Genomic DNA, 24,884 nt, shown 5'->3' with positions numbered 1-24,884 from the left:
TATTTGATTTATTTCGTTTCTTTTACAGTTACTTGAATATTTGTCGTTCGTTCTGACAGAACAACCGGCAATACATTGCCGTCGGCGTCAACAGCCTGAATGGTTGCCTTGCCACTGTAGTCCTTGTCAAGCTCTGCCAAGTCCATGACCACTGCTTCTATGTGGTCGATTTGTGCCAAGGTATCGGCATCAGACGTGACCTTAACCGAGTCTAGGGTCACAGACACCTTGTCTATAGCATAACCTGTTTTGAGCTGATTGCTATAAACCTTTCCTTCAACTGTATAACTCCGGCTAACCTTGTAGCCAATTTTCACCTTCATCTCAGCCGGAGAAAGAGTGGCATTCAAACCAGAAGGCAGGTTGGTCACCTGCAGCTCTACCGCCCGTTGACCAATCTCAAGATTATTTAAATCTGCTGTTACATGGAAGGTCCTGGTCAGTGGATCAGATTCCCGTTGCAAAATAACCCGGTCTGAGCCAGTCAACTCTACCGTCACACTGGGCGAAAAGCCTGAAATAAAATATTTATCACTGTCATAGCTAATATCAATCGGCACATTGGCTAGTGTATAAGTGTAGGTTTCTGACTCTTTCTGCGTTGTTGCACTAGTAGCGACTAAATTATTCTTATAATTGGTAGTGGTAGCATAGAAGAAGAGCAACAAAGACAGGAGGATAGACAGGACCAAATGTCCAATTTGCTTATATTTTTCGTGCATCATCGTCCACCTAACCTCCTCAACCAAGATTTTTTGGCCGCAACTGTCGGCACAAATAGGTCACGCAATTCCTGCTCAAATTCTTCCAGGCTCAGATTATGCCTGAAAATACCATTATGGGCCGTCGAGATGCCACCTGTTTCCTCTGAAACCACGAAAACAAAGGCATCAGAAGCCTCTGAAAGGCCGATAGCAGCCCTGTGTCGCGTACCAAATTCTTTTGAAATACCCGCACTTTCCGTCAATGGCAAGTAGGCACATGCCACAGCTACCTTTTCGTCTTTAATAATGACAGCACCGTCATGCAGAGGGGTATTGGGAATAAAGATATTGATGAGCAATTCCCGCGAAACATCCGCATCCAGAGGAATGCCTGTTGACTTGTACTCTTGCAAGGTTTGGGTCCTCTCGACAGCTACCAGGGCTCCGATTTTTCGAGGAGACATGTAGGCAACTGCCTGGACATAGGCCTGAACCAGGCTTTCTTCTGTGCTAAGATTGGCAGAAGAAAACAGCTGGGTGGTTCGACCCAATTTTTCCAATACTGAACGTAATTCCGGAGCAAAAATGATAACCGCTGCGATTACCCCATAGGTGATAACCTGGTTCATGAGCCAAGAAATAGTCTGAAGCCCAAGCAAGCTTGCAACAAGCTGGGCGACAATGAACAGGAATACCCCTCGAATAAGGGTCATAATCTTGGTCCCTGCGATCGCCTTGCTAAAATTATAAATCAAATAGAGAACGATACTAATATCGATGAGATGCAAGGCTGCAGTCCAAGGACTGGCTATCAAACTTGACCAATACCCAACATCAAATAATTGGTTTAAGTTTAACATGGATTCCTCAATACTTTCTTTCTTATTTTCTTTTTCAAATGGAAACTAGTATTTCTATTGTACCATATTTTTCGGTCTCTTCCCGTGATTAGCTACGCCCTGTCTCTGACTATTCTCCATTCTAGAAAATCCCGACACTTTGTGTTACAATAAATCCATGAAAATAAGTACATTACTCGGCATTGCCGCAGGAAAAACCAGCCAGTTTGTTCTCAACAACCTCGGACGTGGAACCACTCTTCCCGGCAAAATTGCCTTAACATTCGACAAAGATATTTTAGATAGTTTGGCCAAGGACTACGAAATTGTCGTCGTCACTGGAACCAACGGAAAAACCCTGACCACTGCTCTAACGGTCGGTATTTTGGAAGAAGCTTTTGGGGCGGTCACAACCAATACCAGCGGTGCCAATATGATTACAGGTATTACAGCGACTTTTCTGTCTGCCAAGAAAAATAAAAAGGGCAAGAAAATTGCGGTGCTAGAAATCGACGAGGCCAGCCTCAGCAAGGTCACAGACTATATCAAGCCAAGTCTGATTGTCTTTACCAATATTTTCCGTGACCAGATGGACCGCTATGGTGAGATTTATACGACCTACCAGATGATTTTGGATGGTGCTGCAAAAGCTCCTCAGGCAACCATTTTAGCAAACGGAGATAGTCCCCTCTTCAACTCGACGGCAGTGGTCAATCCGGTCAAGTATTACGGATTCGCGACTCAAGAACACGAACCGCGTCTGGCCCACTACAATACCGAAGGTGTTCTCTGCCCACATTGCCATCACATTATCCAGTATAAGCTCAATACCTACGCCAATCTGGGTAGCTATATCTGCCTCAATTGTGGATTTAAGCGACCTGAGCTGGACTATAAATTGACAGAACTCAAGGGCATTACCAATACTTCTTCGACCTTTGTCATTGACGGGCAGGATTACAAAATCAATATCGGTGGTCTTTACAATATTTACAACGCTCTGGCTGCCGTCAGCGTTGCGGAGTTCTTCGGTGTCGCTCCTGAAACTATCAAGGCAGGATTTGACAAGTCCAAGGCTGTTTTCGGTCGGCAGGAAACCTTCAAGGTCGGCGATAAAGATTGTACCCTTGTCCTCATTAAAAATCCAGTCGGTGCTACTCAGGCTATCGAAATGATGAAATTAGCTCCATACGATTTCAGCCTATCCGTCCTGCTCAACGCCAACTATGCAGACGGCATTGATACCAGCTGGATTTGGGATGCTGATTTTGAGCAAATCAATCAGATGGATATCCCTCAGATTTTTGCCGGTGGTGTTCGCGCCTCAGAAATCGCCCGTCGTCTGCGGGTCACTGGCTATCCAGAGGAGCACATTACGGAAACCAAAAAACTGGAAGATATTTTGACCTTGATTGAGCAGTCCAGCAGTAAACACGCCTATATTTTGGCGACCTATACGGCTATGTTGGAATTCCGTGATTTGCTAGCCCAACGCCAAGCTGTCGGAAAGGAGATGAAATAATGGTCTACACTTCATTGAAAAGTCCTGAAAAAGACTATGCCTACGACCTCAATATTGCCCATCTCTACGGCGATTTGATGAATACCTACGGTGATAATGGCAATATTCTCATGCTCAAATACGTGGCTGAAAAGTTGGGAGCCCGAGTTCAGGTGGACATCGTTTCTTTGACAGATGATTTTGACAAGGACTTCTATGACATTGCCTTCTTCGGTGGTGGTCAGGACTACGAGCAATCTATTCTGGCCAGTGATTTGCCTAATAAAAAAGAGAACTTGACCGATTTCATTGAAAATGACGGCGTCATGTTGGCCATCTGTGGCGGTTTCCAACTCTTGGGTCAATATTATATCGAGGCCAGTGGTCGTCGGATTGACGGACTGGGCATTCTGGGACATTATACCCTCAACCAGACCAATAACCGCTACATTGGTGATATCAAAATCCACAATGAAGAATTTGACGAAACCTACTACGGTTTTGAAAATCACCAAGGTCGAACTTTCCTTGCCGACAATCAAAAACCGCTGGGCAAGGTCATCTACGGCAATGGCAATAATAAGGAGGACGGCGGCGAAGGCCTACACTATAAAAACACCTTCGGCAGCTACTTCCACGGACCAATCTTATCCCGCAATGCCAACCTGGCCTACCGCCTGGTCACTACTGCCCTCCGTAAAAAATATGGACAAGACATCCAACTTGCCAGCTACGCTGACATCCTCAGTAAAGAAGTCGCTGAAGAATACGGCGATGTAAAGAGCAAGGCAGAATTTGAGAAATAAAGCAAAACCGCTTCTGAAATCAGAGGCGGTTTTCATCTCGCCAAAAAATCGGCTCTATAATTTCTGTAGTGGGTAAAACCACCGTGGAGATTATGGAGCTTTTTAAGTATATACAAAAAGTCCCATATGACCTATAATGAAAAGCAACCAAACTCACATTAGAAAGGCTCATATGGAACAACTAAATTTTATCACAAATTTTCTCAGAATTAAAGACAAAAATATCCTTATCACTGATGAATATGATATGGGAACTCACTTAGAACTACATGGTCACTTGGATTACACAGCCCCTAAATGTCCTTCTTGTAAGGGACAAATGGCTAAATACGATTTCCAAAAAGCCTCCAAAATCCCCTACCTAGAAACTGCTGGTTATCCACTCCTCATCCGCCTTAAAAAGCGTCGGTTCAAGTGTAAAGATTGCGGAAAAATGGCTGTCGCTGAAACTCCTCTTGTCAAGAAGAACCACCAAATCTCTGTCGCTGTTAACCAGAAAATCGCCCAGTTACTCATCGAAAATCAAGCAATGACACATATTGCACACAGGCTATCTATCTCAACATCATCAGTTAGTCGAAAGCTTAATGAGTTCAAGTTTGAAACAGATTGGAATATCTTACCTGAGGTGATGAGCTGGGATGAATATGGCTTTAAGAAGGGGAAGATGAGCTTTATCGCACAAGATTTCAACTCCCTAAACGTCATTACTATCCTTGACGGAAGAACTCAAGCAACCATCCGAAACCACTTTCTACGCTATCCTAGAAAGGTTAGAAACCGCGTTAAAGTCATCACTATGGACATGTATAGCCCATACTACCAATTGGCTAAACAGCTTTTTCCGCATGCCAAAATCGTCCTTGATCGCTTTCATATCGTACAACACCTTAGCCGTGCTATGAACCGTGTCCGTATTCAAATTATGAATCAATTCGACAGAAAATCGCACGAATACCGTGCTTTGAAACGCTACTGGAAATTGATACAACAAGATAGCCGTAAAATCAATGATAAACGATTTTATCGCCCTATGTTTCGCATGCATTTGACTAATAAGGAAATCCTAGAAAAACTACTGTCTTTTTCAGAGGAACTACGACAACACTATCAACTCTATCAATTTCTCTTGTTCCATTTCCAAGAGAAAAACTCAGATCATTTCTTCAGTCTCATCGAACAGGAAATAGCCACTGTTAATCCTATTTTCCAGACGGTATTTAAGACATTTCTAAAGGATAAAGACAAGGTTTTGAATGCCCTAGAATTGCCTTATTCCAACGCCAAACTGGAAGCTACCAATAATCTCATCAAAGTCATTAAGAGAAATGCCTTTGGTTTCAGGAACTTTGAAAACTTTAAAAAACGAATTTTGATTGCTTTGAACATAAAGAAAGAGAGAACGAAGTTCGTCCTCTCTAGGTGTTAGCTTTTCATCTACCCACTACAGTTGACAAAGAGCCAAAAAATCCCCCCTTGTCATATACAAGAGGGGATTTCAGATAGTCTAATGACTTCCTAACCTGGAGAACAAGTAAATTTCTTTACAACCACGTAGAGATTTCTTGAGGTAATATGCAGGTAGGTTGGTAAGGGACTATCTTATTCTTCATCTTCTTCGCGTTTTCTTACCATTGCTGCTGCACCTGCTGCCATGAGCAAGAATGCGGCCATGCTGATGAGGCTAGAGCTTGCCTCCTCACCTGTATTTGGCAATACTTTACCAGAAGAAGTTGAAGCTGATGTTGTTGTCGAACCTGCTGTAGTTCCACTTGTTGTTGTGCTAGCAACGGTTGAGTTATCACTTGTTGATGATGTTCCTCCCGCTGGGCGAACAAGATCCTTACCTGGAATCACATCTGTCGAACCATCTGGGTACTTGATAGTAGCTGTACCGTCTTTATCAACGGTGATGGTTGTGCCATCTGGAAGGTTTGGATTAGATTCTTTAATCGCATCTTCTACAGCTTTCTTCTCGTCGTCTGTCAGGTTGTTTGGATCCTTAGCTGGAACCTTGTCAGTTGGAACTACTGGAGTAGTCTGATCTGCATCTGTTGCTGGACGAACAAGATCCTTACCTGGAATCACATCTGTCGAGCCATCTGGGTACTTGATGGTAGCTGTACCGTCTTTATCAACGGTGATGGTTGTGCCATCTGGAAGGTTTGGATTTGCTTCCTTGATCGCATCTTCTACAGCTTTCTTCTCGTCATCTGTCAGGTTGTTTGGATCCTTAGCTGGAACCTTGTCAGTTGGAACTACTGGAGTAGTCTGATCTGCATCTGTTGCTGGACGAACAAGATCCTTACCTGGAATCACATCTGTCGAGCCATCTGGGTACTTGATGGTAGCTGTACCGTCTTTATCAACGGTGATGGTTGTGCCATCTGGAAGGTTTGGATTAGATTCTTTAATCGCATCTTCTACAGCTTTCTTCTCGTCGTCTGTCAGGTTGTTTGGATCCTTAGCTGGAACCTTATCAGTTGGAACTACTGGAGTAGTCTTATCTGCATCAGTGGCTGGACGAACAAGATCCTTACCTGGAATCACATCTGTCGAGCCATCTGGGTACTTGATGGTAGCTGTACCGTCTTTATCAACGGTGATGGTTGTGCCATCTGGAAGGGTTGGATTCGCTTCCTTGATCGCATCTTCTACAGCTTTCTTCTCGTCGTCTGTCAAGTTATTGACGTCACCTACAGGAACCTTGTCAGTTGGAACTACTGGTGTAGTCTTATCTGCATCAGTTGCTGGACGAACAAGGTCTGAACCTGGGATAGTGTCTGTTGAACCATCTGGGTAAGTGAGCGTTGCGTTACCTTGAGGGTCTACCGCAATCACTGTACCTGCTGGAAGGTCTGGGTTAGCTTCGCGGATTGCCGCTTCAACCGCATCACGTTCTGCTGGTGTCAAGTTGTTCACATCGTCAACTGGCACTTTCTCAGAAGGAAGAGCTACATCGTAGTCGTCTGAGATTGGAGTAGTCGCTGTTACCTTAACTGGTACAGATACTTCATCCTTAGATCCGTCTGGGTAAGTTACCACTACAACCGCTGTGTAATCGCCTGCCTTATCAGTCGCTGGCTTGCTTACAACTGCCGCAGTTGTGCCTTCTGGAAGGCCTGTCAAGTCAACCTTGTCAAGGATGGCATCGTCTTTCAACTCTGCACCTTGAGCCACTTCAACTGTACCTGTTACCTTCGGTGTATTGGCTTCTGCCTGGCTTGAACCGTCGCCTGTTACGTTGATGGTAACAGCCACTTCGTCTTTCGAACCATCTGGGTAAGTCACTACAACTGTCGCTGACTTCGCACCTGCAGTAGTGGTATCAACTGGCAACTTGAAGCTGTAAGTTGTACCTGCTGGCAATTCAGAAGCGTTCGCGATAGAAGCCTTGGCATCTGGTGTACCGTTGAGGGCAACAGATTGGTCTTGGCCAACTGGTGTGTACTTGCTTGCATCTGTAGCTGGTTCTGTGATCACAACTGGTACAGTCACGATATCTTTCGAACCATCTGGGTAGGTCACTTCCACAGTCGCTGTGTAGTTACCTGGTGTGTCAGTAGAAGGTTTAGAGATAACCGCTACTGTTGTACCTTCTGGAAGAGTTGAAGTATCAACCTTATCAGTGATAGCTGAGTCTGGAAGTTCTGCACCTTTCTCAGCGGTTACAGTACCGGTCACAGTTGGTGTGTACTGGTCTGCTTGGCTTTCAGGTTGACCTGCAGGAGTCTTCACGTTAACGGTTACAGGAACCTTCTCACTTGTTCCGTCTGGGTAAGTCACGACTACAACCGCTGCTTTCGTACCTGCAGTAGTGGTATCCACTGGGCTTTCGAAGGCATAAGTTGTGCCTGCAGGAAGGTCAGCTGTGTTCAAGATAGACTTAGCTGGGTCTACGCTTGCACCTTTCTCAACTTCTTGGTAAGCACCAACTGGTGTGTACTTCTCAGCCGCAGTCTTCGGACGAACGAGGTCTGAACCTGGGATGGTGTCTGTTGAACCATCTGGGTAAGTCAACGTTGCGTTACCTTGTGGGTCTACCGCAATCACTGTACCTGCTGGAAGGTCTGGGTTGGCTTCGCGGATTGCCGCTTCAACCGCATCACGTTCTGCTGGTGTCAAGTTGTTCACATCGTCAACTGGTACTTTCTCAGATGGAAGAGCTACATCGTAGCCGTCTGCGATTGGAGCAGTTTCTGTTACCTTAACTGGTACAGATACTTCATCCTTAGATCCGTCTGGGTAAGTTACCACTACAACCGCTGTGTAATCGCCTGCCTTATCAGTCGCTGGCTTGCTTACAACTGCCGCAGTTGTGCCTTCTGGAAGGCCGGTCAAGTCAACCTTGCCAAGGATGGCATCGTCTTTCAACTCTGCACCTTGAGCCACTTCAACTGTACCTGTTACCTTCGGTGTGTTGGTTTCTGCCTGGCTTGAACCGTCGCCTGTTACGTTGATCGTAACGGCCACTTCGTCCTTAGAACCATCTGGGTAAGTCACAACAACTGTCGCTGACTTGGCACCTGCAGTCGTCGTATCAACTGGCAACTTGAAGCTGTAAGTTGTACCTGCTGGCAATTCAGAAGCGTTTGCGATAGAAGCTTGAGCATCTGGTGTACCATTGAGGGCCACAGACTGGTCTTGACCAACTGGTGTGTACTTGCTTGCATCTGTAGCTGGTTCTGTGATCACAACTGGTACAGTCACGATATCTTTCGAACCATCTGGGTAGGTCACTTCCACAGTCGCTGTGTAGTTACCTGGTGTGTCAGTAGAAGGTTTAGAGATAACCGCTACTGTTGTACCTTCTGGAAGAGTTGAAGTATCAACCTTATCAGTGATAGCTGAGTCTGGAAGTTCTGCACCTTTCTCAGCTGTGACAGTACCGGTCACAGTTGGTGTGTACTGGTCTGCTTGGCTTTCAGGTTGACCTGCAGGAGTCTTCACGTTAACGGTTACAGGAACCTTCTCACTTGTTCCGTCTGGGTAAGTCACGACTACAACCGCTGCTTTCGTACCTGCAGTAGTGGTATCCACTGGGCTTTCGAAGGCATAAGTTGTGCCTGCAGGAAGGTCAGCTGTGTTCAAGATAGACTTAGCTGGGTCTACGCTTGCACCTTTCTCAACTTCTTGGTAAGCACCAACTGGTGTGTACTTCTCAGCCGCAGTCTTCGGACGAACGAGGTCTGAACCTGGGATGGTGTCTGTTGAACCATCTGGGTAAGTCAACGTTGCGTTACCTTGTGGGTCTACCGCAATCACTGTACCTGCTGGAAGGTCTGGGTTGGCTTCGCGGATTGCCGCTTCAACCGCATCACGTTCTGCTGGTGTCAAGTTGTTCACATCGTCAACTGGTACTTTCTCAGATGGAAGAGCTACATCGTAGCCGTCTGCGATTGGAGCAGTTTCTGTTACCTTAACTGGTACAGATACTTCATCCTTAGATCCGTCTGGGTAAGTTACCACTACAACCGCTGTGTAATCGCCTGCCTTATCAGTCGCTGGCTTGCTTACAACTGCCGCAGTTGTGCCTTCTGGAAGGCCGGTCAAGTCAACCTTGCCAAGGATGGCATCGTCTTTCAACTCTGCACCTTGAGCCACTTCAACTGTACCTGTTACCTTCGGTGTGTTGGTTTCTGCCTGGCTTGAACCGTCGCCTGTTACGTTGATGGTAACGGCCACTTCGTCCTTCGAACCATCTGGGTAAGTCACAACAACTGTCGCTGACTTGGCACCTGCAGTCGTCGTATCAACTGGCAACTTGAAGCTGTAAGTTGTACCTGCTGGCAATTCAGAAGCGTTTGCGATAGAAGCCTTGGCATCTGGTGTACCGTTGAGAGCCACTGATTGGTCTTGGCCAACTGGTGTGTACTTGCTTGCATCTGTAGCTGGTTCTGTAATCACAACTGGAACAGTCACGATATCTTTCGAACCATCTGGGTAGGTTACTTCCACTGTCGCTGTGTAGTTACCTGGTGTGTCAGTAGATGGCTTGTCAACCACCGCTACTGTTGTACCTTCTGGAAGAGTTGAAGTATCAACCTTGTCAGTAATAGCTGAGTCTGGAAGTTCTGCACCTTTCTCAGCGGTTACAGTACCGGTTACAGTTGGTGTGTACTGGTCTGCTTGGCTTTCAGGTTGACCTGCAGGAGTCTTCACGTTAACAGTTACAGGAACCTTCTCGCTTGTTCCATCTGGGTAAGTCACAACAACAACTGCTGCTTTCGTACCTGCAGTAGTCGTATCCACTGGGCTTTCGAAGGCGTAAGTTGTGCCTGCTGGAAGGTCAGCTGTGTTCAAGATAGACTTAGCTGGGTCTACGCTTGCACCTTTTTCAACTTCTTGGTAAGCACCAACTGGTGTATACTTCTCAGCTGCTGTCTTAGGACGAACAAGGTCTGAACCTGGGATAGTGTCTGTTGAACCATCTGGGTAAGTGAGCGTTGCGTTACCTTGAGGGTCTACCGCAATCACTGTACCTGCAGGAAGATCTGGGTTGGCTTCGCGGATAGCCGCTTCAACCGCATCACGTTCTGCTGGTGTCAAGTTGTTCACATCATCAACTGGCAATTTCTCTGCCGGAAGAGCAACATCGTAGCCCTCTGCGATTGGTGCAGTTTCTGTTACCTTAACTGGTACAGAGACTTCATCTTTCGAGCCGTCTGGGTAAGTCACAACGACAACAGCTGTGTAATCGCCTGCCTTATCTGTAGCTGGCTTGCTTACAACAGCCGCAGTAGTACCTTCTGGAAGGCCTGTCAAGTCAACCTTGTCAAGGATGGCATCGTCTTTCAACTCTGCACCTTGAGCCACTTCAACTGTACCTGTTACCTTCGGTGTATTGGCTTCTGCCTGGCTTGAACCGTCGCCTGTTACGTTGATGGTAACAGCCACTTCGTCTTTCGAACCATCTGGGTAAGTCACTACAACTGTCGCTGACTTCGCACCTGCAGTCGTCGTATCAACTGGCAACTTGAAGCTGTAAGTTGTACCTGCTGGCAATTCAGAAGCGTTCGCGATAGAAGCCTTGGCATCTGGTGTACCGTTGAGGGCAACAGATTGGTCTTGGCCAACTGGTGTGTACTTGCTTGCATCTGTAGCTGGTTCTGTGATCACAACTGGTACAGTCACGATATCTTTCGAACCATCTGGGTAGGTCACTTCCACAGTCGCTGTGTAGTTTCCTGGTGTGTCAGTAGTTGGTTTATCAATCACCGCTACTGTTGTACCTTCTGGAAGAGTTGAGGTATCAACCTTATCAGTGATAGCCGCATCTGGAAGCTCGGCACCTTTCTCAGCTGTGACAGTACCGGTCACTGTTGGGGTGTACTGGTCTGCTTGGCTTTCAGGTTGACCTGCAGGAGTCTTCACGTTAACGGTTACAGGAACCTTCTCACTTGTTCCGTCTGGGTAAGTCACGACTACAACCGCTGCTTTCGTACCTGCAGTAGTGGTATCCACTGGGCTTTCGAAGGCATAAGTTGTGCCTGCAGGAAGGTCAGCTGTGTTCAAGATAGACTTAGCTGGGTCTACGCTTGCACCTTTTTCAACTTCTTGGTAAGCACCAACTGGTGTATACTTCTCAGCTGCTGTCTTAGGTGTAACCGTCTGCTCAGGTGTCAAGTTATCAACTGAGCCATCTGGGTAAGTCACTGCTGTAGCACCATTGTCCGCAACCGTTACAGTCGTACCTGCTGGTAGGTCTGGGTTGGCTTCGCGAACGGCTGCTTCAACCGCTGCTTTCTCAGCTGGTGTCAAGTTGTACTTGTTGTCTACCTTGGTCAATTCTGGTGCAACTAGGTCAGTCTTCTCAGCTTGAGTTGGTGCAACAGTTGTAGTTGCTGGTGCACTTGGAAGTTTGCCATCTTCTGTCTGGGTAACCGTGATTGGGTCATTAGCTTCCAATGAAGCTGGAGCTGGAGCTTCCCATGTACCGTCTGGTTTCACAACTGTTGAAACGGTTGTGCCATCTGGAAGAGCGATATCAATGGTTGCACCTGGTGTACCTGTACCTGTAATGACTGGATCATCACTATCAACTGGGTTCACAGTCGGAGCATCACTGGTATCCTTTTGGGTAACCGTCTTATCTGGTGTAATCGTATCAACTGACTGATCTGGGTAAGTAATGGTTACCGTACCGTCTGGAGCTACGTCTACACGTGTACCTGCAGGAAGATCTGGGTTCGCAGCTACAACTGCATCCTTCACAGCTTCCTTCTCATCTGGAGTCAAATTCGTCAAGTCTGCAACTGGTGTCAAAGCTGGATCATTCGGTGCAACTTTGTCAGCTGTTGTATCCACAACAACCTTGTTACGGACATCACTGGTTTGCTTGTCTGGCTCGGTTTGAGTTGCCGATACTGTTTGGTTTGCGGCAAGTGGGCTAGTCAATGGAAGACTCCACTGACCTTCCTCATCAACAAGGACATCGGTGGTCGTACCATCTGGAAGGGTTACATGAACAGTGGCACCTTCTACACCAGTACCGGTAATCACAAGATCATCTGTATCAATCTTGTTAATAACTGGACGAGCAGATACGCCTTTAACCGTCACAGTAATAACCACTTCTTCGCTCGTACCGTCTGGATAGGTCACAACAACTGTTCCTACCTTATCACCTGTCGTTGTCGTATCAACTGGTGTCTTCCAAGCATAGGTTGTACCTTCTGGAAGGGCATCCTTGTTGGCAATACCGTCTGCAGCTACTGGTGAGCTATCACGGGCAACTGTCAAGTTTTGACCAGTTGGGGTGTAGGTTTGTGCTTGTGACACAACCTTGACAACAACCGCTACTTCTTCACTAGTACCATCTGGGTAGCTAACAACCACGATGGCATTCTTGTCACCTGTTGTAGTCGTATCAACGGCAGTCTTATAAGCATAGGTCGTTCCTGCTGGAAGGTCTGCTGTGTTGGCAATAGAGGCTTTGGCATCTGGTGTTTCTCTCAAACCAACGGTTTGGGTTTGACCTGTTGGGGTGTACTTCTGGGCATCTGTACGGTCGTCAATCACCGTCACATTGACCGTCACTTCATCGGTCGTGCCGTCTGGGTAAACCACCAAAACAGTCGCAGGGAAGGTACCTGTTTGAGTCGTATCAACTGGCGTCTTCCATGAGTAGGTCGTACCAGTTGGAAGGGTACTTGCATTCGTAATAGCCGTTGCAGCGTTCGGACTTGAGTTGAGACCAGTAGTGATATTTGTACCTGTTGGAGTGTACTTCTGGGCATCCGTACGGCTATCCACAACCTTAACCACTGCGGCTACTTCTTCACTGCTTCCGTCTGGGTAGCTAACTACTACAATGGCATTCTTATCGCCAACTGTTGAGGTATTGACAGCTGTCTTATAAGCATAGGTCGTTCCTGCTGGAAGAGCTGCACTGTTAGAGATAGAAGCCTTAGCATCCGGAGTCGCATTGAGTTCAACTGTCTGAGTTTGAGCGGTTGGGGTGTAGATTTGTGCTTGGTTACGGCTGTCTACAACCTTAACTGGTACAAGAACTTCATCCGTTGTTCCATCTGGGTAGGTTACCAGAACAGTACCAAGTTTATCACCCGTTGTATCTGTATTTGGAGCAATCTTCCAGCTGTAAGTTGTACCAGTTGGAAGAGTATCCTTATTGGCAATACCATCAGCAGCATTTGGAGTCATGCCAAGCTCTGTTGTGATTGGTGTTGCGGTAGGAGTGTATTTCTCATTGTCCTTACGGCTGTCCACAACCTTAACGACTACAGCTACTTCATCTGTTGTGTTATCTGGATACGTTACAACGACAATTGCATTCTTATCGCCAGTGCTTGAAGTATCTACAGGGGTCTTGTATGCATAGCGAGTAAGAATCGGCATATCTGCACTGTTGGCGATCGAAGCCTTAGCATCTGGTGTAGCATTGAGTTCAACTGTCTGAGTTTGACCTGTTGGAGTGTACTTATCTGTCTCTGTTATCAGTTTATACACATAGGTAACAGTCAAATCTGTAGCACCAGTGACACCGCTAGCAGGAGCTGAATCGTCCGCCATTTTAACAAACTCATAGTTTGGATACTGAGCTGCATCCAGTCCAGCAGTTGTATAGTTAGTGCCAAGCTTTGCATCGTCTAGGAGCAAGGACTTGGTTGTACCTGGAATCAGAGTTCCTGCTTCATCCACATATTGTACATAAACATCAGCCTTTGGAATCTCTACTGCAGAGGAGTCCGTAACAGAACCTGAAAGATTAAATGAAGTATTGTTTGTAATCGCTACTTCATCAGGATTACCTTTATTAATTGTAGAAGTTACTATTGCTCCTGAGATTGTTTTTGTATTGAAGTCAATTGTATCTGTACTTGTAAGAATGTATGGGACAGATCCAACTAAATACATATCATTTTGACTTGAGAGACTAAGAACCTCGTAAACGACACTAGTAGTAGTTGCTGATTTAACTCTCAATACGGCATCATTATTGGTAGAAATATAAGTATTATTTCCATTCAGTGTAGATAATAACTCATCCTTAGGAGTAGCTAATGCTCCTACAGAAAGTGTTGAACTCGATTTATTAAATCGAATTGGGCTACTTTCTGCAATATCAATAGTAATCGTATCTCCAACAGAAAGTGGCTGTTCTGCTGCTTGAGTTAGAGCGTACGAAACTCCGCCCTGAATTAACTTACTTGCTTCATCATATGATGCACTAAGGGGTAGTGCAGAAGCTTGAGTAAGGACAGGATCCTGAATTGGTTGACCAGGCATCGCAGTATCCTTGCTAAGTAATACGCCATCTTCATTTGAAATAGTTGACGTCAGTGTCCAAGGATTATTTGAACCAGAGGTTGCCATCTCAACATTATCTACACCGAAAGTATATCGTACGTTTGATAAACCAGCGATGGCATCCGTAAAGGTAACTCGAATTACCCCAGATTCACCTCCAAGCTGTGCAGCTTGTTGAACAGCAGGATCGGTACTAAAGGAATTATTTCTTTCACTGTTTGTAATAGTTGTAGAAATTGTACCAATTTGTACTCCTTTGTGTAGTACGGATTGACCATTTAATAAGCTAACTGGTAAGTTTGTAAAGTTATATTCAACATAGTCACCAGCTTGGGCCGGAGCATCCAGCGTCGTATTGACATGGAAAGACATTCGTGTCGACAAGTAGTAATAATTATCTGTCGATTCAATGACTGCTTCGGAACCATTAGCAATTGGTGCTGGATTAGCAGTGCTCGCCATCACAGTCTCCGCTGTACGGAGGGCTGTTGTTCCCTCAGTTGCTGGTGCTTCTTCCAAGCCTGAAAGGGCTACAGACAGGTTGTCTGTTGCTGTGTTCACCTGGTCTTGGGTCGCTGCCTGATCCGCTTCGACTGTACGAGCTTCCGTCAGACTAGCATCAAGATTAGCTACTGACTCAGCGGTCTTAGTCGTCGTATCAACAGCTGTTGCTTCTTGGATCGTCGCCTGAAGGGCTGTCTTGTCAACCGCTTGTGATGCCTCTACTACTGGTGTAGTCGCTGGAGCTACAGCTGCTTCTGGAGTTTCTTCTACGACTTGCTCTACCAAGCCTGAAAGAGCTGTTGAGAGGTCAGCTGTTGCTTGATTGACAGCCTCTTGGCTAGCAGTTGAATCCGCTAGGACTTGACGAGCTGCTTCCAAGGCACTGGTAAGGGCTGCTGCACTGTCAGCTGTCTTGGTAGATAGGTCTACCAGTTCTGCTTCCGCAACTGCCGCAGACAAAAGGCTAGTATCGACTGTAACCAGGCTACTGTCGGCTTCCTCGTCGCTTGCGGATGCTTCCTCTGTGCCAGTTCCCTGCTCTACAGCTACCACTTCTGAACTGTTGGCTGCTGTCGCAATCTCTTCGGCAGATGCTACGGGTGTACCGAAGACAACCATACCGGCTGCCACGGCTACTGATGCTGCACCGAAGTTGAACTTACGAATGGAGAAACGTAGATAGCGTTCCGTTCGTTGCTTTCTACGTACTCTGCGTGGTTGATAATTCATTGTTTTTCTTTCCTCCTATGGTTTATTTAGAACAATGGTTTGTTTTCTGGTCTTGTTCTACCTCCCACTTTTTAAAACTAATTGCATGGTGGAAGGGGTTGGGGTGAATAATCCTCAAGGTAAGTGATTCCACCATACAATCCTATCCTTAGTGTATCATGTTTACTAAAAAAAAAAAGCATTTTGGTGCTCAAAAAACAATTTAATCATCAAACTAGACCAAGAGAGTGCTAGCAGTCTATTTTGATAGAAGAAAGTAAAGAATAGAGGCCTTCATTTTGTATTCTTTTTACATATTTATTTGAAGTTTTTAGACTAGTTTGCGTCCGTTTTTCACTTCTTCGTTTTATAAAACACTGGCATTCCTAGTTTCCAAGACAAGCATAAGATATTGGTTTAACGGAGATAGCTGAAGACATTTTTCAGGAAAATAGAGGAGGAAGCAGGGGAAAATCTATTTTTCCCTTCCCCAAGTCTAAAAAATTTCTTTCTAGTTCATTGGGCAGATAAAAAGAGCCCTCCTAAAAATAGAAAACTGGGGACTCTTTTATATTCTTTATAGACTTCACTTGAACAATCGCATATAGTCGCTTTTAGTCGAGAAGAGATAGTTGATATTAACAACTAAGTTTTCTTCATCAATGTCATAGAGGACCAGATAATCTTTTTTCAAGGTTATTCCTCTTGTTGTCGTATTTTTGCTAAATTTGCGGCCATATTTTTCATCCGCATTAAAGCCAACTTCTGGAAACGTTTTGAGGATTGAAATCCCTTCGATCATATCATCTATACGCTTATTTGCAATCTTTTCAGACTGTGATAGCTCCAATATGTAAACTTTTATTGCTCTCAATTCAGCAAGGACTTCCGGAGCGTATTTGAGTTTATATTTTTGGGAACTATATACCAGTTTACACCACCAACAACATATTGTATTTATGAGAATATCAAAAAAGGCTATTTCCGTTTTGGAAGTCGCCTTTTCAATTTTAATAGTTGTTCCCTTTTGAAGAGTTGTGCTTTTTACATAATAGTTGGCAATTTTCAGGGACAGTTTTTCCACCTAAAGACCACGGTGTAATATGGTCGCCTGCTAGTTCTTTAAGAGCATACTCTCTGTTGTTTCCTTCATCCACACAATAAACGCAGTGATGGCTCTGTTCTTCATATTTTTGCTTGATGGTTTTATCATCAAAAGCTCTAAGTTGGAGATATTTGGAATCTCCGTAAATGATGTACTGATAAATCCCTTTCATTTTAGTTGTGACTTCATCATCATTTACCAACTCTGCAATTTTTTCGTTAATGACAGAAGCACTATTTTTGATGATATTGTTGTCTAACTGTCCTAATTGATACTCTTTGTAGATTGTTCCCCAATCCATCCCTTTCAAACTGTTTTGATAGCTTATAAACTTTCCACGAACCCATTCAATTATGGCAGAAAAATTTTGCCATAATTCAGAAGCATCTGCATCTCCTTGATGCTTCAACATATAATCTTCGATTGTATTTGTACTATCGTCATTATCATTTTGTGAAGCCCATTTAATAGCAGTTTGTAGATACTCTTGTCTATTCCAATTACCATTTAATAGTGGTTCTGCTTTATCGTTATTCGGATTCTCGTCAGCGAGTACAACGCCACGTCCAGTCTTTGTTGAAAATCTTTGTTTAGCATCAGAAAGCCAAGTTCCTGTATAAGCAGAGTTTCTTAATTCTTGCTCATTTAATGGTTCGCCTGCTGTATTGATAACATGAAACCATTTCATTTTTTCGGAAGCAGTTCCTTCACAAACATATATGTCTAACTCATAATCAAGAATTTGTTCTGCTAAGTCAGTTAGGTTCATCTGAAGATTTGGGAAATCTTGTTGTGGAGCACTGGATGGAAATTTACTTGATTTTACAGAGTAATTCCCCATAACATAATTACAAATAGCTAAAATACGTTGTTGACCATCGAGAACTTCATATTGTCCGTTTCCTAAATCAACCCAGTACATAATACCTAAAGGACACTCATCTAAAACGGTTTGAATTACAGCTTGTCTCTTATCTTCGTTATATACGCTATTTCTCTGATAAGAAGGACGAATATTCAAGTTACCATTATATCCTTTTACAGCGTCAGTAGTAGCACCATCATCATTATTGGTATACCCACTAGCTAAATCTCTGATAGTGAATGGCCTATCAAGTATATCTCTTAATCTTCTTACTTTCATTTTATTCTCCTTTTATCAATATCCCTTATCTTCATCACGACTAATTGGATTTAGATTTCTAACTAAAATTCTGAAATATGGAGGTTTCCCATCTATTGTTAAATCTTTATCGTCATCTCCTTTTCTGAATTTAATAATCTCGAATTCAGTTGGATTGAAATAATTGATAAAAGTTATTGGTACTCCCATTACACCATCATAATCAATTGGAATGTCTTTAACATTATCTACATTTATTGCATCGTAGTTATCGTATTTAGGGTATTTACTCTCAAACCCTTCGTAATATTTATGAGCTTTTGTTTGGTCAAATACATCACCTACATGCCATAAACCATCATGTCGTTTTTGTAAATCTAAGTTAGTAAACCAACAACCCATTATATGCTTTACTTTTTTTCCATCTTCATCCAATTTTTCATAATCAGCTCCCTCTGGAACGTACAACCAAAAGTCTGAATTCATACTTCTAGCACCAATCCAAATTTGGTTATTCTGAATAAGTGGAAAAATTTCCTTATATGTTACAGAGTTTTTGTTTCCGATAACGATAAATTTTTTTTGATGTTCCATTAATTGAGAAATATATTCTCTAAACAAACTGAACGGAGGATTAGTCACAACAATATCAGCTTCTTTCAGATAGTTTATACTGTCCTCGCTCCGGAAATCTCCAGCGGTATACTCATCATCTCCATAAATAGTTTCAATATTTCCAGCTTCCATATTGAAGTCATCGCCACCTTCATAAATCAGAGCATACGAAGGTTCGCTATCTTCTTGAAAATGTGTTGCTATCAGTTTTTTAATACCCAAACTAGCAAAATTGTTATGAAAATAACGCCAAAAATTTGATTGTGTTGGGTCATCACAATTACAGTAGATAACCTTATCTCTAAAGTGTTCTCTATAATGCCCCATTTCCTCAGCAATATCTTTATAACGAGTATAAAACTCATCGTTTTTGGCTTTTTTAGCGTTGTGGAGTGAGCCAGCCATTATGCCACCCCACTTTCGTAGGGAGCATAAAAGGCTTCCTCACAAAAATGTGAAAAAGCCTGTTTTAGAGCTTGACAAAAAACACGTCCGATTACATAATCAGCGTGAGCTGTGAGCTGTGAGCTGTGAGCTGTGAGCTGTGAGCTGTGAGCTGTGAGCTGTGAGCTGTGAGCTGTGAGCTGTGAGCTGTGAGCTGTGAGCTGTGAGCTGTGAGCTGTGAGCTGTGAGCTGTGAGCTGTGAGCTGTGAGCTGTGAGCTGTGAGCTGTGAGCTGTGAGCTGTGAGCTGTGAGCTGTGAGCTGTGAGCTGTGAGCTGTGAGCTGTGAGCTGTGAGCTGTGAGCTGTGAGCTGTGAGCTGTGAGCTGTGAGCTGTGAGCTGTGAGCTGTGAGCTGTGAGCTGTGAGCTGTGAGCTGTGAGCTGTGAGCTGTGAGCTGTGAGCTGTGAGCTGTGAGCTGTGAGCTGTGAGCTGTGAGCTGTGAGCTGTGAGCTGTGAGCTGTGAGCTGTGAGCTGTGAGCTGTGAGCTGTGAGCTGTGAGCTGTGAGCTGTGAGCTGTGAGCTGTGAGCTGTGAGCTGTGAGCTGTGAGCTGTGAGCTGTGAGCTGTGAGCTGTGAGCTGTGAGCTGTGAGCTGTGAGCTGTGAGCTGTGAGCTGTGAGCTGTGAGCTGTGAGCTGTGAGCTGTGAGCTGTGAGCTGTGAGCTGTGAGCTGTGAGCTGTGAGTGCGTTCATAATGCTTAATTTCCTTTATTTTTGATACTTCTATTATATCAAAATTCTGGCTTTTTGCATAGTAGAAGTTTACATTTTTGTTGACAATCATTCTTATTTTCGATATAATACAATCAAGAAGTAAGGAGTACCAGTTATGAAGTTTGAGTTTAAATCATTATTTGATTTACAATCTGCTTTTCCAGACGAACAGTCATGTATTGACCATTTAGAAAATATGATTTGGGGCGATGTGATTATCAGCCCTTTTGATGCTACCTCAAAGGTCTACAAATGTAAAGGTAACAAATACCGTTGTAAAAATACTGGAAAATACTTCAATGTTAAGACTGGTACTCTTTTTGATAATACTAAAATTGAACTTCGTAAATGGTTTATGGCAATTTGGCTTGTGACTTCTCACAAAAAAGGAATCTCATCTGTACAATTATCAAAAGATATTGGTGTTACGCAAAAAACAGCTTGGTTCATGCTGGAACGTATCCGTAAGTGTTTTAGTTCTGAAAACAACAATAGTCTTGATGATGTTGTGGAAGTTGATGAAACCTACATAGGTGGTAAAAACAAGAACCGTCATAACTCCAAAAAAGTCAAAAATGCTCAAGGGCGTTCATTGAAAGACAAATCTGCTGTAGTAGGCATGGTACAACGTCAAGGTAAAGTTAATGCTCATCATGTTCCAGATACAAAGACGAAAACATTGACTGAACAGATTGTCAAATACGTAAAGGAAACAGCTCAACTTTACACTGATGAATGGCTGGGTTATAATAAAGTGGCTAAGATGTATAATCATGACTTTGTTAATCATGGAATTAGTGAGTATGTGCAAGGTGATGTTTATACCAACACGATTGAAGGCTTTTGGGCTGGATTGAAACGTGGAGTATTAGGAATTTATCACTCATGGTCCAAGAAATATCTTCAAGACTATGTAGATGAATTTGTTTTCCGTTATAACACTCGTGATTATTCGGATAGTCAGCGTTTTAATCTCTTACTTTCAAATGCCTGTGTCCGTACTAAATATAGGGAGCTGATTTATGGCTACTAATACACTAAATGATTTACATTTTGAATTGGAAAGGTCTATTTCTCGAAAAGTTGATAGTAAACTAATTGGGTATCAGGTTAGTCTTTCTGATAAATTTTATGACAAGTATACGAAATTCTGGAACAAGAAGTACAGTTTTGATTTTGTTACTAACCATCGTTCTTTTTACGCTCAACTAACAAAGACTTGTGTTTACGATGCGTTGAAAGAAAGCCTCAAAAAAGTAGATAGAAAAGCAATCGCTAAACACATGGCAGAGCTGGAAGCCTTGATTGATGTCGCAGAGAATAAAGAGGAGTTTCAAAACTTTTTTGAGAAAAAGTATCGTCTCAAATTCCCTGATTTGAATGACTGCGTTTATCCAAAGAAAAAAGAACTATCTGATTTTGATAAGAAACTCTGGATAGCCATGCACTATAATCCTAGAGAAGATAAGGGGGAAGAATAATGACAACATGGTATGATTACATGGTAAGAGCCAGCAAACATGCTGGAAGTGATGGCGATTTATGGTTTCGTTACCTTTATAAGGTTATTCAAGACGAAGAGACCAAGCTGACAGCTGAAGATATTGAACAGTTATTAAAAAATCCTACCCTGTCACCTTTTCAAAAGACAACCCTTCAAGATGCCTTAACAGACGGTACGCATACAAGGGAACACGTCTTACAAGCCAATCGTAAGAGCCAACCAAAAGATATTCTGAAGCTGTTTAGAGAGGGGAATTATGGATAAGAAAGTTTTATTTGAAGCTCTCAACACAGAATTATCCAAGGAAAATATAGACCTTGAAATCATTTGTGTTGGTGGTTTTGTCCTTGAGTATTATAATCTTCGAGGAACACAGGATGTCGATGCTTTTTATCAAGAAGATGCTAAAATCAGAAGTATTATTGCAAAAGTTGGTGATGATTTTGGTGTGAATGAACCTGATGAATTATGGCTGAACAACAATGTTGCAAATTTGAATAAAATACCGCCACGGTCTATTTGTGAGAAGGCATTTAACTATTCAAATCTAACGATTCTTGTACCACCACTATCTTACATTCTCGGAATGAAGCTAGAAAGTGGACGAGATAGGGATAGACAAGATGCTGGGGAAATTATTAAACTAGTGAAAATTCGTTCTATAAAAGATGTTATCAATAAACTCAAAGAATACGGATTTCAACCTGATATTTCAATGGTTTTAGAAGTGTTTGAAATAGCCTATGGTATGGAATGGTTGGCAGAGTATATGACCGAACATCCAGAAGAATTTAGACATTATTAAAAGACGATTTCTGCTTGGAAGTCGCCTTTTTTAATATTATCGGAAATACTATATATTGTGGTTGGTGTAAACTGGTATATAGTTCCCTAATTTTAAAACAAGCAAAATCCTTTCGTCCCTCTTGATATAACTTAGAAACAACTCTATCTATATGAGAGGACGTGTGTCTCCCCTTGGACTTCAAACGAATATGTTTCAACTTATACATCTGAGTTCTTACTGCTCATTTCCCAAAATTTATACGGAATTTCTAGTGAGGAGAATTGTGTTTGAGAAGTTAAGTCCTTAAATCTAAACCGCACATATGGCTCTACGATTTCAAATAAGGCAAAATTATGATCTCTATCCTTAATATTGAAGTTTCCATCTAAACTAGTAAAATCTATTTGATGAGATAACTTGAACAAAGCATCACCGTTTTCAAAATCGCCATCTATCAACATGAAAGTAACGACAGCTCTAAAGTTGCCTTGATCGTCTTTTTTAAAGTCCTCAATCGTCACACCGAGTTGAATCTCAATCTCAATATTTGTTTGCAGTTTTTCTTCCAATTTTTTTAGACTAAAAGCTATTTCTGTTGGATAAATTGAATCGATTGATTTTATCAACTTCATGATATGTCTCCTTTGGTAGTGAAATCACCACATTCTTAAATTCAACCTCTGATTGAGGTTCTTTATTATAATTGTTTTCAAATTGTTGATGGATTTCTTGCAATTTGCTCAGTAATTTGTCGTTACTATTATGCAAAATATTGACAGCATTCTCTAGACTACTATTGCTTTGTAAGAAGGCAGCTTCCTCTAACAGTGTGTCGTTATAAAATGTAAAAAATTTCATCAATTCCTGAGCATATTTTTTTTGCAATACTTTATCCGAAGAAACCGTATCTAAAACAGATATTTTTATATGTTCTGAAGAAATTGCAGAAAAATAGTGTTTGAGTTCAGCATTGTTATCTACACGTCTTTCAATTTCTGAACTAAACCGCTTGAAATTTTTCCTATAGGTTGAAATCATATTTTGTACTCGATTAACTCGGGTGTCACAATGCACAATCGTATTCTGAAACAACTATTTCACCTCCTAAACTAGTATATTATATACTATTTTTACTATATTTACAAGTATCGAACGCTTTTATATTATAGTTATCCTTGAAAATCAACCCTACTCCCCTCCCAAAACTCTACTTTTCGGAGATCGTCCAAAAAGAAAAACAAGCTCCTTGGAACTTGTTTGAGAACCACCCCTTGCTCTAGCCTAGCAGAAGGGCTACATTTTCCCCACCAACAAGAGCCCCTCAACTGTAATCTCCGTTAATTGCCCCAAATCCAACTTGGACTGGTCCACTTGGAAAAAGAGGGGTGTCATGTCTGCCAAGACTTGGGCATGGGCGACAGTTATGGGCAAGGTCCGGCTAACCAGCACTTGCTCCACCTGTCCCAGGTAAGACTTGAAATGGTCTACGATATCTTGGTTGTCATAGGAGTCCTTACGGAGTTGGTCTTTGGCTAAATGGCGGAGCTCCTTGAGGTGATCGGGGCCTGGGACCAGCTTGAGAATAGCCCCACCAGCTTTCAGCACTCTGGCAAACTCCTGATAATTAGCTGGGGAGAAAATGTCCAAGATTCCGTCAATCGTCTGGTCTTGAATGGGTAACTTGGTCAAGTCACCGACAAACCATTTGACCGACTTGGTCCTGTCTGTTTTGGCTGCCAGGAGGATGGAATCCTTGGAAATATCAAAAGCAAGAATGTCCAAGTTCATTTTCTCGGCTAATTTGCGAGAATAAAAGCCCTCTCCACAGCCGATGTCCAAGACCGACTGCAAGCCCAGCTCTGCTATTTTCCCCTCCAAAGCCGCATAGAGATGATCGTAATAGCCCGCCTCTAAAAAGGCCTGGCGGTTTTCAAAGCTAGACTTGTGGTAGTTGGAAGACTGCTTGACTTGAGGGGCGAGATTGACATAGCCCTGCTTGGCGATGTCGAAGGTGTGGCGGTTTGCGCAGCGAAGACTGCTCTGGTCAAGACCAAGAGCCTGCCCACAATGTGGACAGGCGAAAAATTGGTCGCTATTAAGGAAACGTGTGTGTTTGGTCATCTTACTTATTTTCTTTTCTAAAGCGGTGCAGGGCTAGTCCTGATAGGAGCGTGGCAAGGGCTCCTGTAAAGACCAGCAAGTAGCCGACTGGAATGAGATAAAAATTTTCATGCAGAATTCCCTTAGCATCGACATATTCGACGGAGTTGGCCTTGATGACAAAGCAGACGAAGCCGAGTAGCATGAGAAAACTACCGATAATGGTAATGGTCAGGTGCATCTGGGTGCGGCGGCCTTCACGACCGTCTTTTACAAGTTTTTCTGTCATGTTGTTCATGTCAGTTCCTCCTAAGATAAGTTGATCTAAGGAGATCGAAAAGACAGAGGACATGAGAATCAAGAGTTCCAAGTCGGGCAGGTTTTTGTCATTTTCCCAGTTGGAAACAGCCTGCCGTGTCACATTGAGTTTGAGGGCAAACTGCTCCTGAGTCAAACCTTCCTTCTTACGTAAGTCCTTGATTTGTTGTCCAAAGTTCATTTCTTTCCCCTTTTCGGATCCTGTCTGGCAGGTCCTAAACTTATCTTAGCTTGTCGGTCGATGTTTTCCAAGAAAAGCTGGCTTGCTCTGGACTTTTTTAGCGAAAGGTGGTCTTGCTAACTCCGCAAGACTGGCTTGCAAGCTTGTTCTATCAAGGGTTTGAGCC

The 24,884-nt window shown here is 43.3% G+C and carries 18 protein-coding genes; 7 read left to right on the top strand and 11 right to left on the bottom strand.

Annotation, left to right across the window (positions count from 1 at the left end; all coding sequences use genetic code 11):
• Nucleotides 1–8: 8 nt before the first annotated feature.
• Together AB1F57_RS06095 and cdaA are read right to left on the bottom strand one after the other, a co-directional pair.
• On the bottom strand, nucleotides 9–722 hold the full coding sequence (locus tag AB1F57_RS06095) for a YbbR-like domain-containing protein (protein WP_105138046.1): 714 nt from the start codon (nucleotides 720–722) through the stop codon (nucleotides 9–11).
• Complete coding sequence (cdaA, locus tag AB1F57_RS06090; RefSeq protein WP_105137986.1) at nucleotides 722–1,564, bottom strand: diadenylate cyclase CdaA; 843 nt, start codon at nucleotides 1,562–1,564, stop codon at nucleotides 722–724. The genes AB1F57_RS06095 and cdaA overlap by 1 nt, the downstream gene beginning before the upstream one ends.
• A 157-nt stretch (nucleotides 1,565–1,721) precedes the next feature.
• On the opposite strand from cdaA, the gene murT reads away from it, so the two are divergent.
• From murT to AB1F57_RS06075, 3 genes are all read left to right on the top strand, one after another.
• Nucleotides 1,722–3,065: a lipid II isoglutaminyl synthase subunit MurT gene (gene murT, locus AB1F57_RS06085; protein ID WP_170239147.1), complete on the top strand. Its 1,344-nt coding sequence runs from the start codon at nucleotides 1,722–1,724 to the stop codon at nucleotides 3,063–3,065.
• The gene (gene gatD / locus AB1F57_RS06080; protein ID WP_367986278.1) at nucleotides 3,065–3,850 is read left to right on the top strand and encodes a lipid II isoglutaminyl synthase subunit GatD; all 786 of its coding nucleotides are present in this window, start codon (nucleotides 3,065–3,067) and stop codon (nucleotides 3,848–3,850) included. The genes murT and gatD overlap by 1 nt, the downstream gene beginning before the upstream one ends.
• Nucleotides 3,851–4,022: 172 nt before the next feature.
• Entirely contained in the window at nucleotides 4,023–5,279 is a 1,257-nt protein-coding gene (locus AB1F57_RS06075) for an ISL3 family transposase (RefSeq protein WP_167785830.1), read from the top strand.
• A gap of 173 nt (nucleotides 5,280–5,452) precedes the next feature.
• On the opposite strand, the gene AB1F57_RS06070 is transcribed toward AB1F57_RS06075, so the two are convergent.
• The 5 genes from AB1F57_RS06070 to AB1F57_RS06050 form a co-directional block, all read right to left on the bottom strand.
• Nucleotides 5,453–15,853 carry a Rib/alpha-like domain-containing protein gene (locus tag AB1F57_RS06070; protein ID WP_367986277.1) on the bottom strand — a complete coding sequence of 3,467 codons (10,401 nt, stop codon included), beginning with the start codon at nucleotides 15,851–15,853 and terminating at the stop codon, nucleotides 5,453–5,455.
• A 565-nt stretch (nucleotides 15,854–16,418) separates the two neighbouring features.
• Entirely contained in the window at nucleotides 16,419–16,763 is a 345-nt protein-coding gene (locus AB1F57_RS06065) for a type II toxin-antitoxin system RelE/ParE family toxin (protein ID WP_367986334.1), read from the bottom strand.
• A gap of 79 nt (nucleotides 16,764–16,842) precedes the next feature.
• On the bottom strand, nucleotides 16,843–18,081 hold the full coding sequence (locus tag AB1F57_RS06060; RefSeq protein ID WP_074485112.1) for a DUF262 domain-containing protein: 1,239 nt from the start codon (nucleotides 18,079–18,081) through the stop codon (nucleotides 16,843–16,845).
• A gap of 15 nt (nucleotides 18,082–18,096) precedes the next feature.
• Complete coding sequence (locus AB1F57_RS06055; RefSeq protein ID WP_061852952.1) at nucleotides 18,097–19,080, bottom strand: adenine-specific methyltransferase EcoRI family protein; 984 nt, start codon at nucleotides 19,078–19,080, stop codon at nucleotides 18,097–18,099.
• Nucleotides 19,080–19,898 (bottom strand): hypothetical protein, encoded by an 819-nt coding sequence (locus tag AB1F57_RS06050; protein WP_367986276.1) that lies wholly within the window; start codon nucleotides 19,896–19,898, stop codon nucleotides 19,080–19,082. The genes AB1F57_RS06055 and AB1F57_RS06050 overlap by 1 nt, the downstream gene beginning before the upstream one ends.
• A gap of 45 nt (nucleotides 19,899–19,943) precedes the next feature.
• Between AB1F57_RS06050 and AB1F57_RS06045 the strand changes: the two genes are divergently transcribed.
• From AB1F57_RS06045 to AB1F57_RS06030, 4 genes are read left to right on the top strand one after another with little or no spacing between them, the layout of a single operon-like run.
• A complete protein-coding gene (locus AB1F57_RS06045; RefSeq protein WP_074485110.1) occupies nucleotides 19,944–20,861 on the top strand; it encodes an IS1595 family transposase in 918 nt (305 codons plus the stop codon).
• Entirely contained in the window at nucleotides 20,851–21,309 is a 459-nt protein-coding gene (locus AB1F57_RS06040) for a hypothetical protein (RefSeq protein ID WP_099833265.1), read from the top strand. Before AB1F57_RS06045 ends, AB1F57_RS06040 begins: the two co-directional genes overlap by 11 nt.
• Complete coding sequence (locus AB1F57_RS06035) at nucleotides 21,309–21,596, top strand: hypothetical protein (RefSeq protein ID WP_099833264.1); 288 nt, start codon at nucleotides 21,309–21,311, stop codon at nucleotides 21,594–21,596. Before AB1F57_RS06040 ends, AB1F57_RS06035 begins: the two co-directional genes overlap by 1 nt.
• Complete coding sequence (locus AB1F57_RS06030; protein WP_074485103.1) at nucleotides 21,589–22,137, top strand: DUF6036 family nucleotidyltransferase; 549 nt, start codon at nucleotides 21,589–21,591, stop codon at nucleotides 22,135–22,137. Before AB1F57_RS06035 ends, AB1F57_RS06030 begins: the two co-directional genes overlap by 8 nt.
• Nucleotides 22,138–22,337: 200 nt before the next feature.
• On the opposite strand, the gene AB1F57_RS06025 is transcribed toward AB1F57_RS06030, so the two are convergent.
• The 4 genes from AB1F57_RS06025 to AB1F57_RS06010 all read right to left on the bottom strand — a co-directional run bounded on the left by AB1F57_RS06025 (nucleotide 22,338) and on the right by AB1F57_RS06010 (nucleotide 24,718).
• Nucleotides 22,338–22,751, bottom strand: a complete 414-nt coding sequence (locus AB1F57_RS06025) for a hypothetical protein (protein WP_367986275.1) — start codon at nucleotides 22,749–22,751, stop codon at nucleotides 22,338–22,340.
• On the bottom strand, nucleotides 22,699–23,157 hold the full coding sequence (locus AB1F57_RS06020; protein WP_367986273.1) for a hypothetical protein: 459 nt from the start codon (nucleotides 23,155–23,157) through the stop codon (nucleotides 22,699–22,701). The genes AB1F57_RS06025 and AB1F57_RS06020 overlap by 53 nt, the downstream gene beginning before the upstream one ends.
• 255 nt (nucleotides 23,158–23,412) lie before the next feature.
• Nucleotides 23,413–24,240, bottom strand: coding sequence for a putative RNA methyltransferase (locus AB1F57_RS06015; RefSeq protein WP_367986272.1), 828 nt, complete (start codon nucleotides 24,238–24,240; stop codon nucleotides 23,413–23,415).
• 1 nt (nucleotide 24,241) lies between these two features.
• Entirely contained in the window at nucleotides 24,242–24,718 is a 477-nt protein-coding gene (locus AB1F57_RS06010; protein ID WP_167785265.1) for a DUF3955 domain-containing protein, read from the bottom strand.
• Between the last annotated feature and the right edge of the window lie 166 nt (nucleotides 24,719–24,884).

This window comes from Streptococcus nasisuis, from assembly GCF_040836615.1.
GTDB lineage: Bacteria > Bacillota > Bacilli > Lactobacillales > Streptococcaceae > Streptococcus > Streptococcus suis_V.
This window is presented reverse-complemented; position numbering and strand designations above follow the sequence as displayed.

Bases quoted from the DNA above. Each gene is read 5' to 3' on its own strand.
- AB1F57_RS06050 (WP_367986276.1), bottom strand. From the start codon at position 19,898: ATGATTGTCAACAAAAATGTAAACTTCTACTATGCAAAAAGCCAGAAT.
- AB1F57_RS06095 (WP_105138046.1), bottom strand. From the start codon at position 722: ATGCACGAAAAATATAAGCAAATTGGACATTTGGTCCTGTCTATCCTC.
- AB1F57_RS06075 (WP_167785830.1), top strand. From the start codon at position 4,023: ATGGAACAACTAAATTTTATCACAAATTTTCTCAGAATTAAAGACAAA.
- AB1F57_RS06045 (WP_074485110.1), top strand. From the start codon at position 19,944: ATGAAGTTTGAGTTTAAATCATTATTTGATTTACAATCTGCTTTTCCA.
- AB1F57_RS06055 (WP_061852952.1), bottom strand. From the start codon at position 19,080: ATGGCTGGCTCACTCCACAACGCTAAAAAAGCCAAAAACGATGAGTTT.
- AB1F57_RS06070 (WP_367986277.1), bottom strand. From the start codon at position 15,853: ATGAATTATCAACCACGCAGAGTACGTAGAAAGCAACGAACGGAACGC.
- AB1F57_RS06020 (WP_367986273.1), bottom strand. From the start codon at position 23,157: ATGATTTCAACCTATAGGAAAAATTTCAAGCGGTTTAGTTCAGAAATT.
- AB1F57_RS06010 (WP_167785265.1), bottom strand. From the start codon at position 24,718: ATGAACTTTGGACAACAAATCAAGGACTTACGTAAGAAGGAAGGTTTG.
- gatD (WP_367986278.1), top strand. From the start codon at position 3,065: ATGGTCTACACTTCATTGAAAAGTCCTGAAAAAGACTATGCCTACGAC.
- AB1F57_RS06040 (WP_099833265.1), top strand. From the start codon at position 20,851: ATGGCTACTAATACACTAAATGATTTACATTTTGAATTGGAAAGGTCT.
- AB1F57_RS06015 (WP_367986272.1), bottom strand. From the start codon at position 24,240: ATGACCAAACACACACGTTTCCTTAATAGCGACCAATTTTTCGCCTGT.
- AB1F57_RS06030 (WP_074485103.1), top strand. From the start codon at position 21,589: ATGGATAAGAAAGTTTTATTTGAAGCTCTCAACACAGAATTATCCAAG.
- cdaA (WP_105137986.1), bottom strand. From the start codon at position 1,564: ATGTTAAACTTAAACCAATTATTTGATGTTGGGTATTGGTCAAGTTTG.
- AB1F57_RS06060 (WP_074485112.1), bottom strand. From the start codon at position 18,081: ATGAAAGTAAGAAGATTAAGAGATATACTTGATAGGCCATTCACTATC.
- AB1F57_RS06025 (WP_367986275.1), bottom strand. From the start codon at position 22,751: ATGAAGTTGATAAAATCAATCGATTCAATTTATCCAACAGAAATAGCT.
- murT (WP_170239147.1), top strand. From the start codon at position 1,722: ATGAAAATAAGTACATTACTCGGCATTGCCGCAGGAAAAACCAGCCAG.
- AB1F57_RS06035 (WP_099833264.1), top strand. From the start codon at position 21,309: ATGACAACATGGTATGATTACATGGTAAGAGCCAGCAAACATGCTGGA.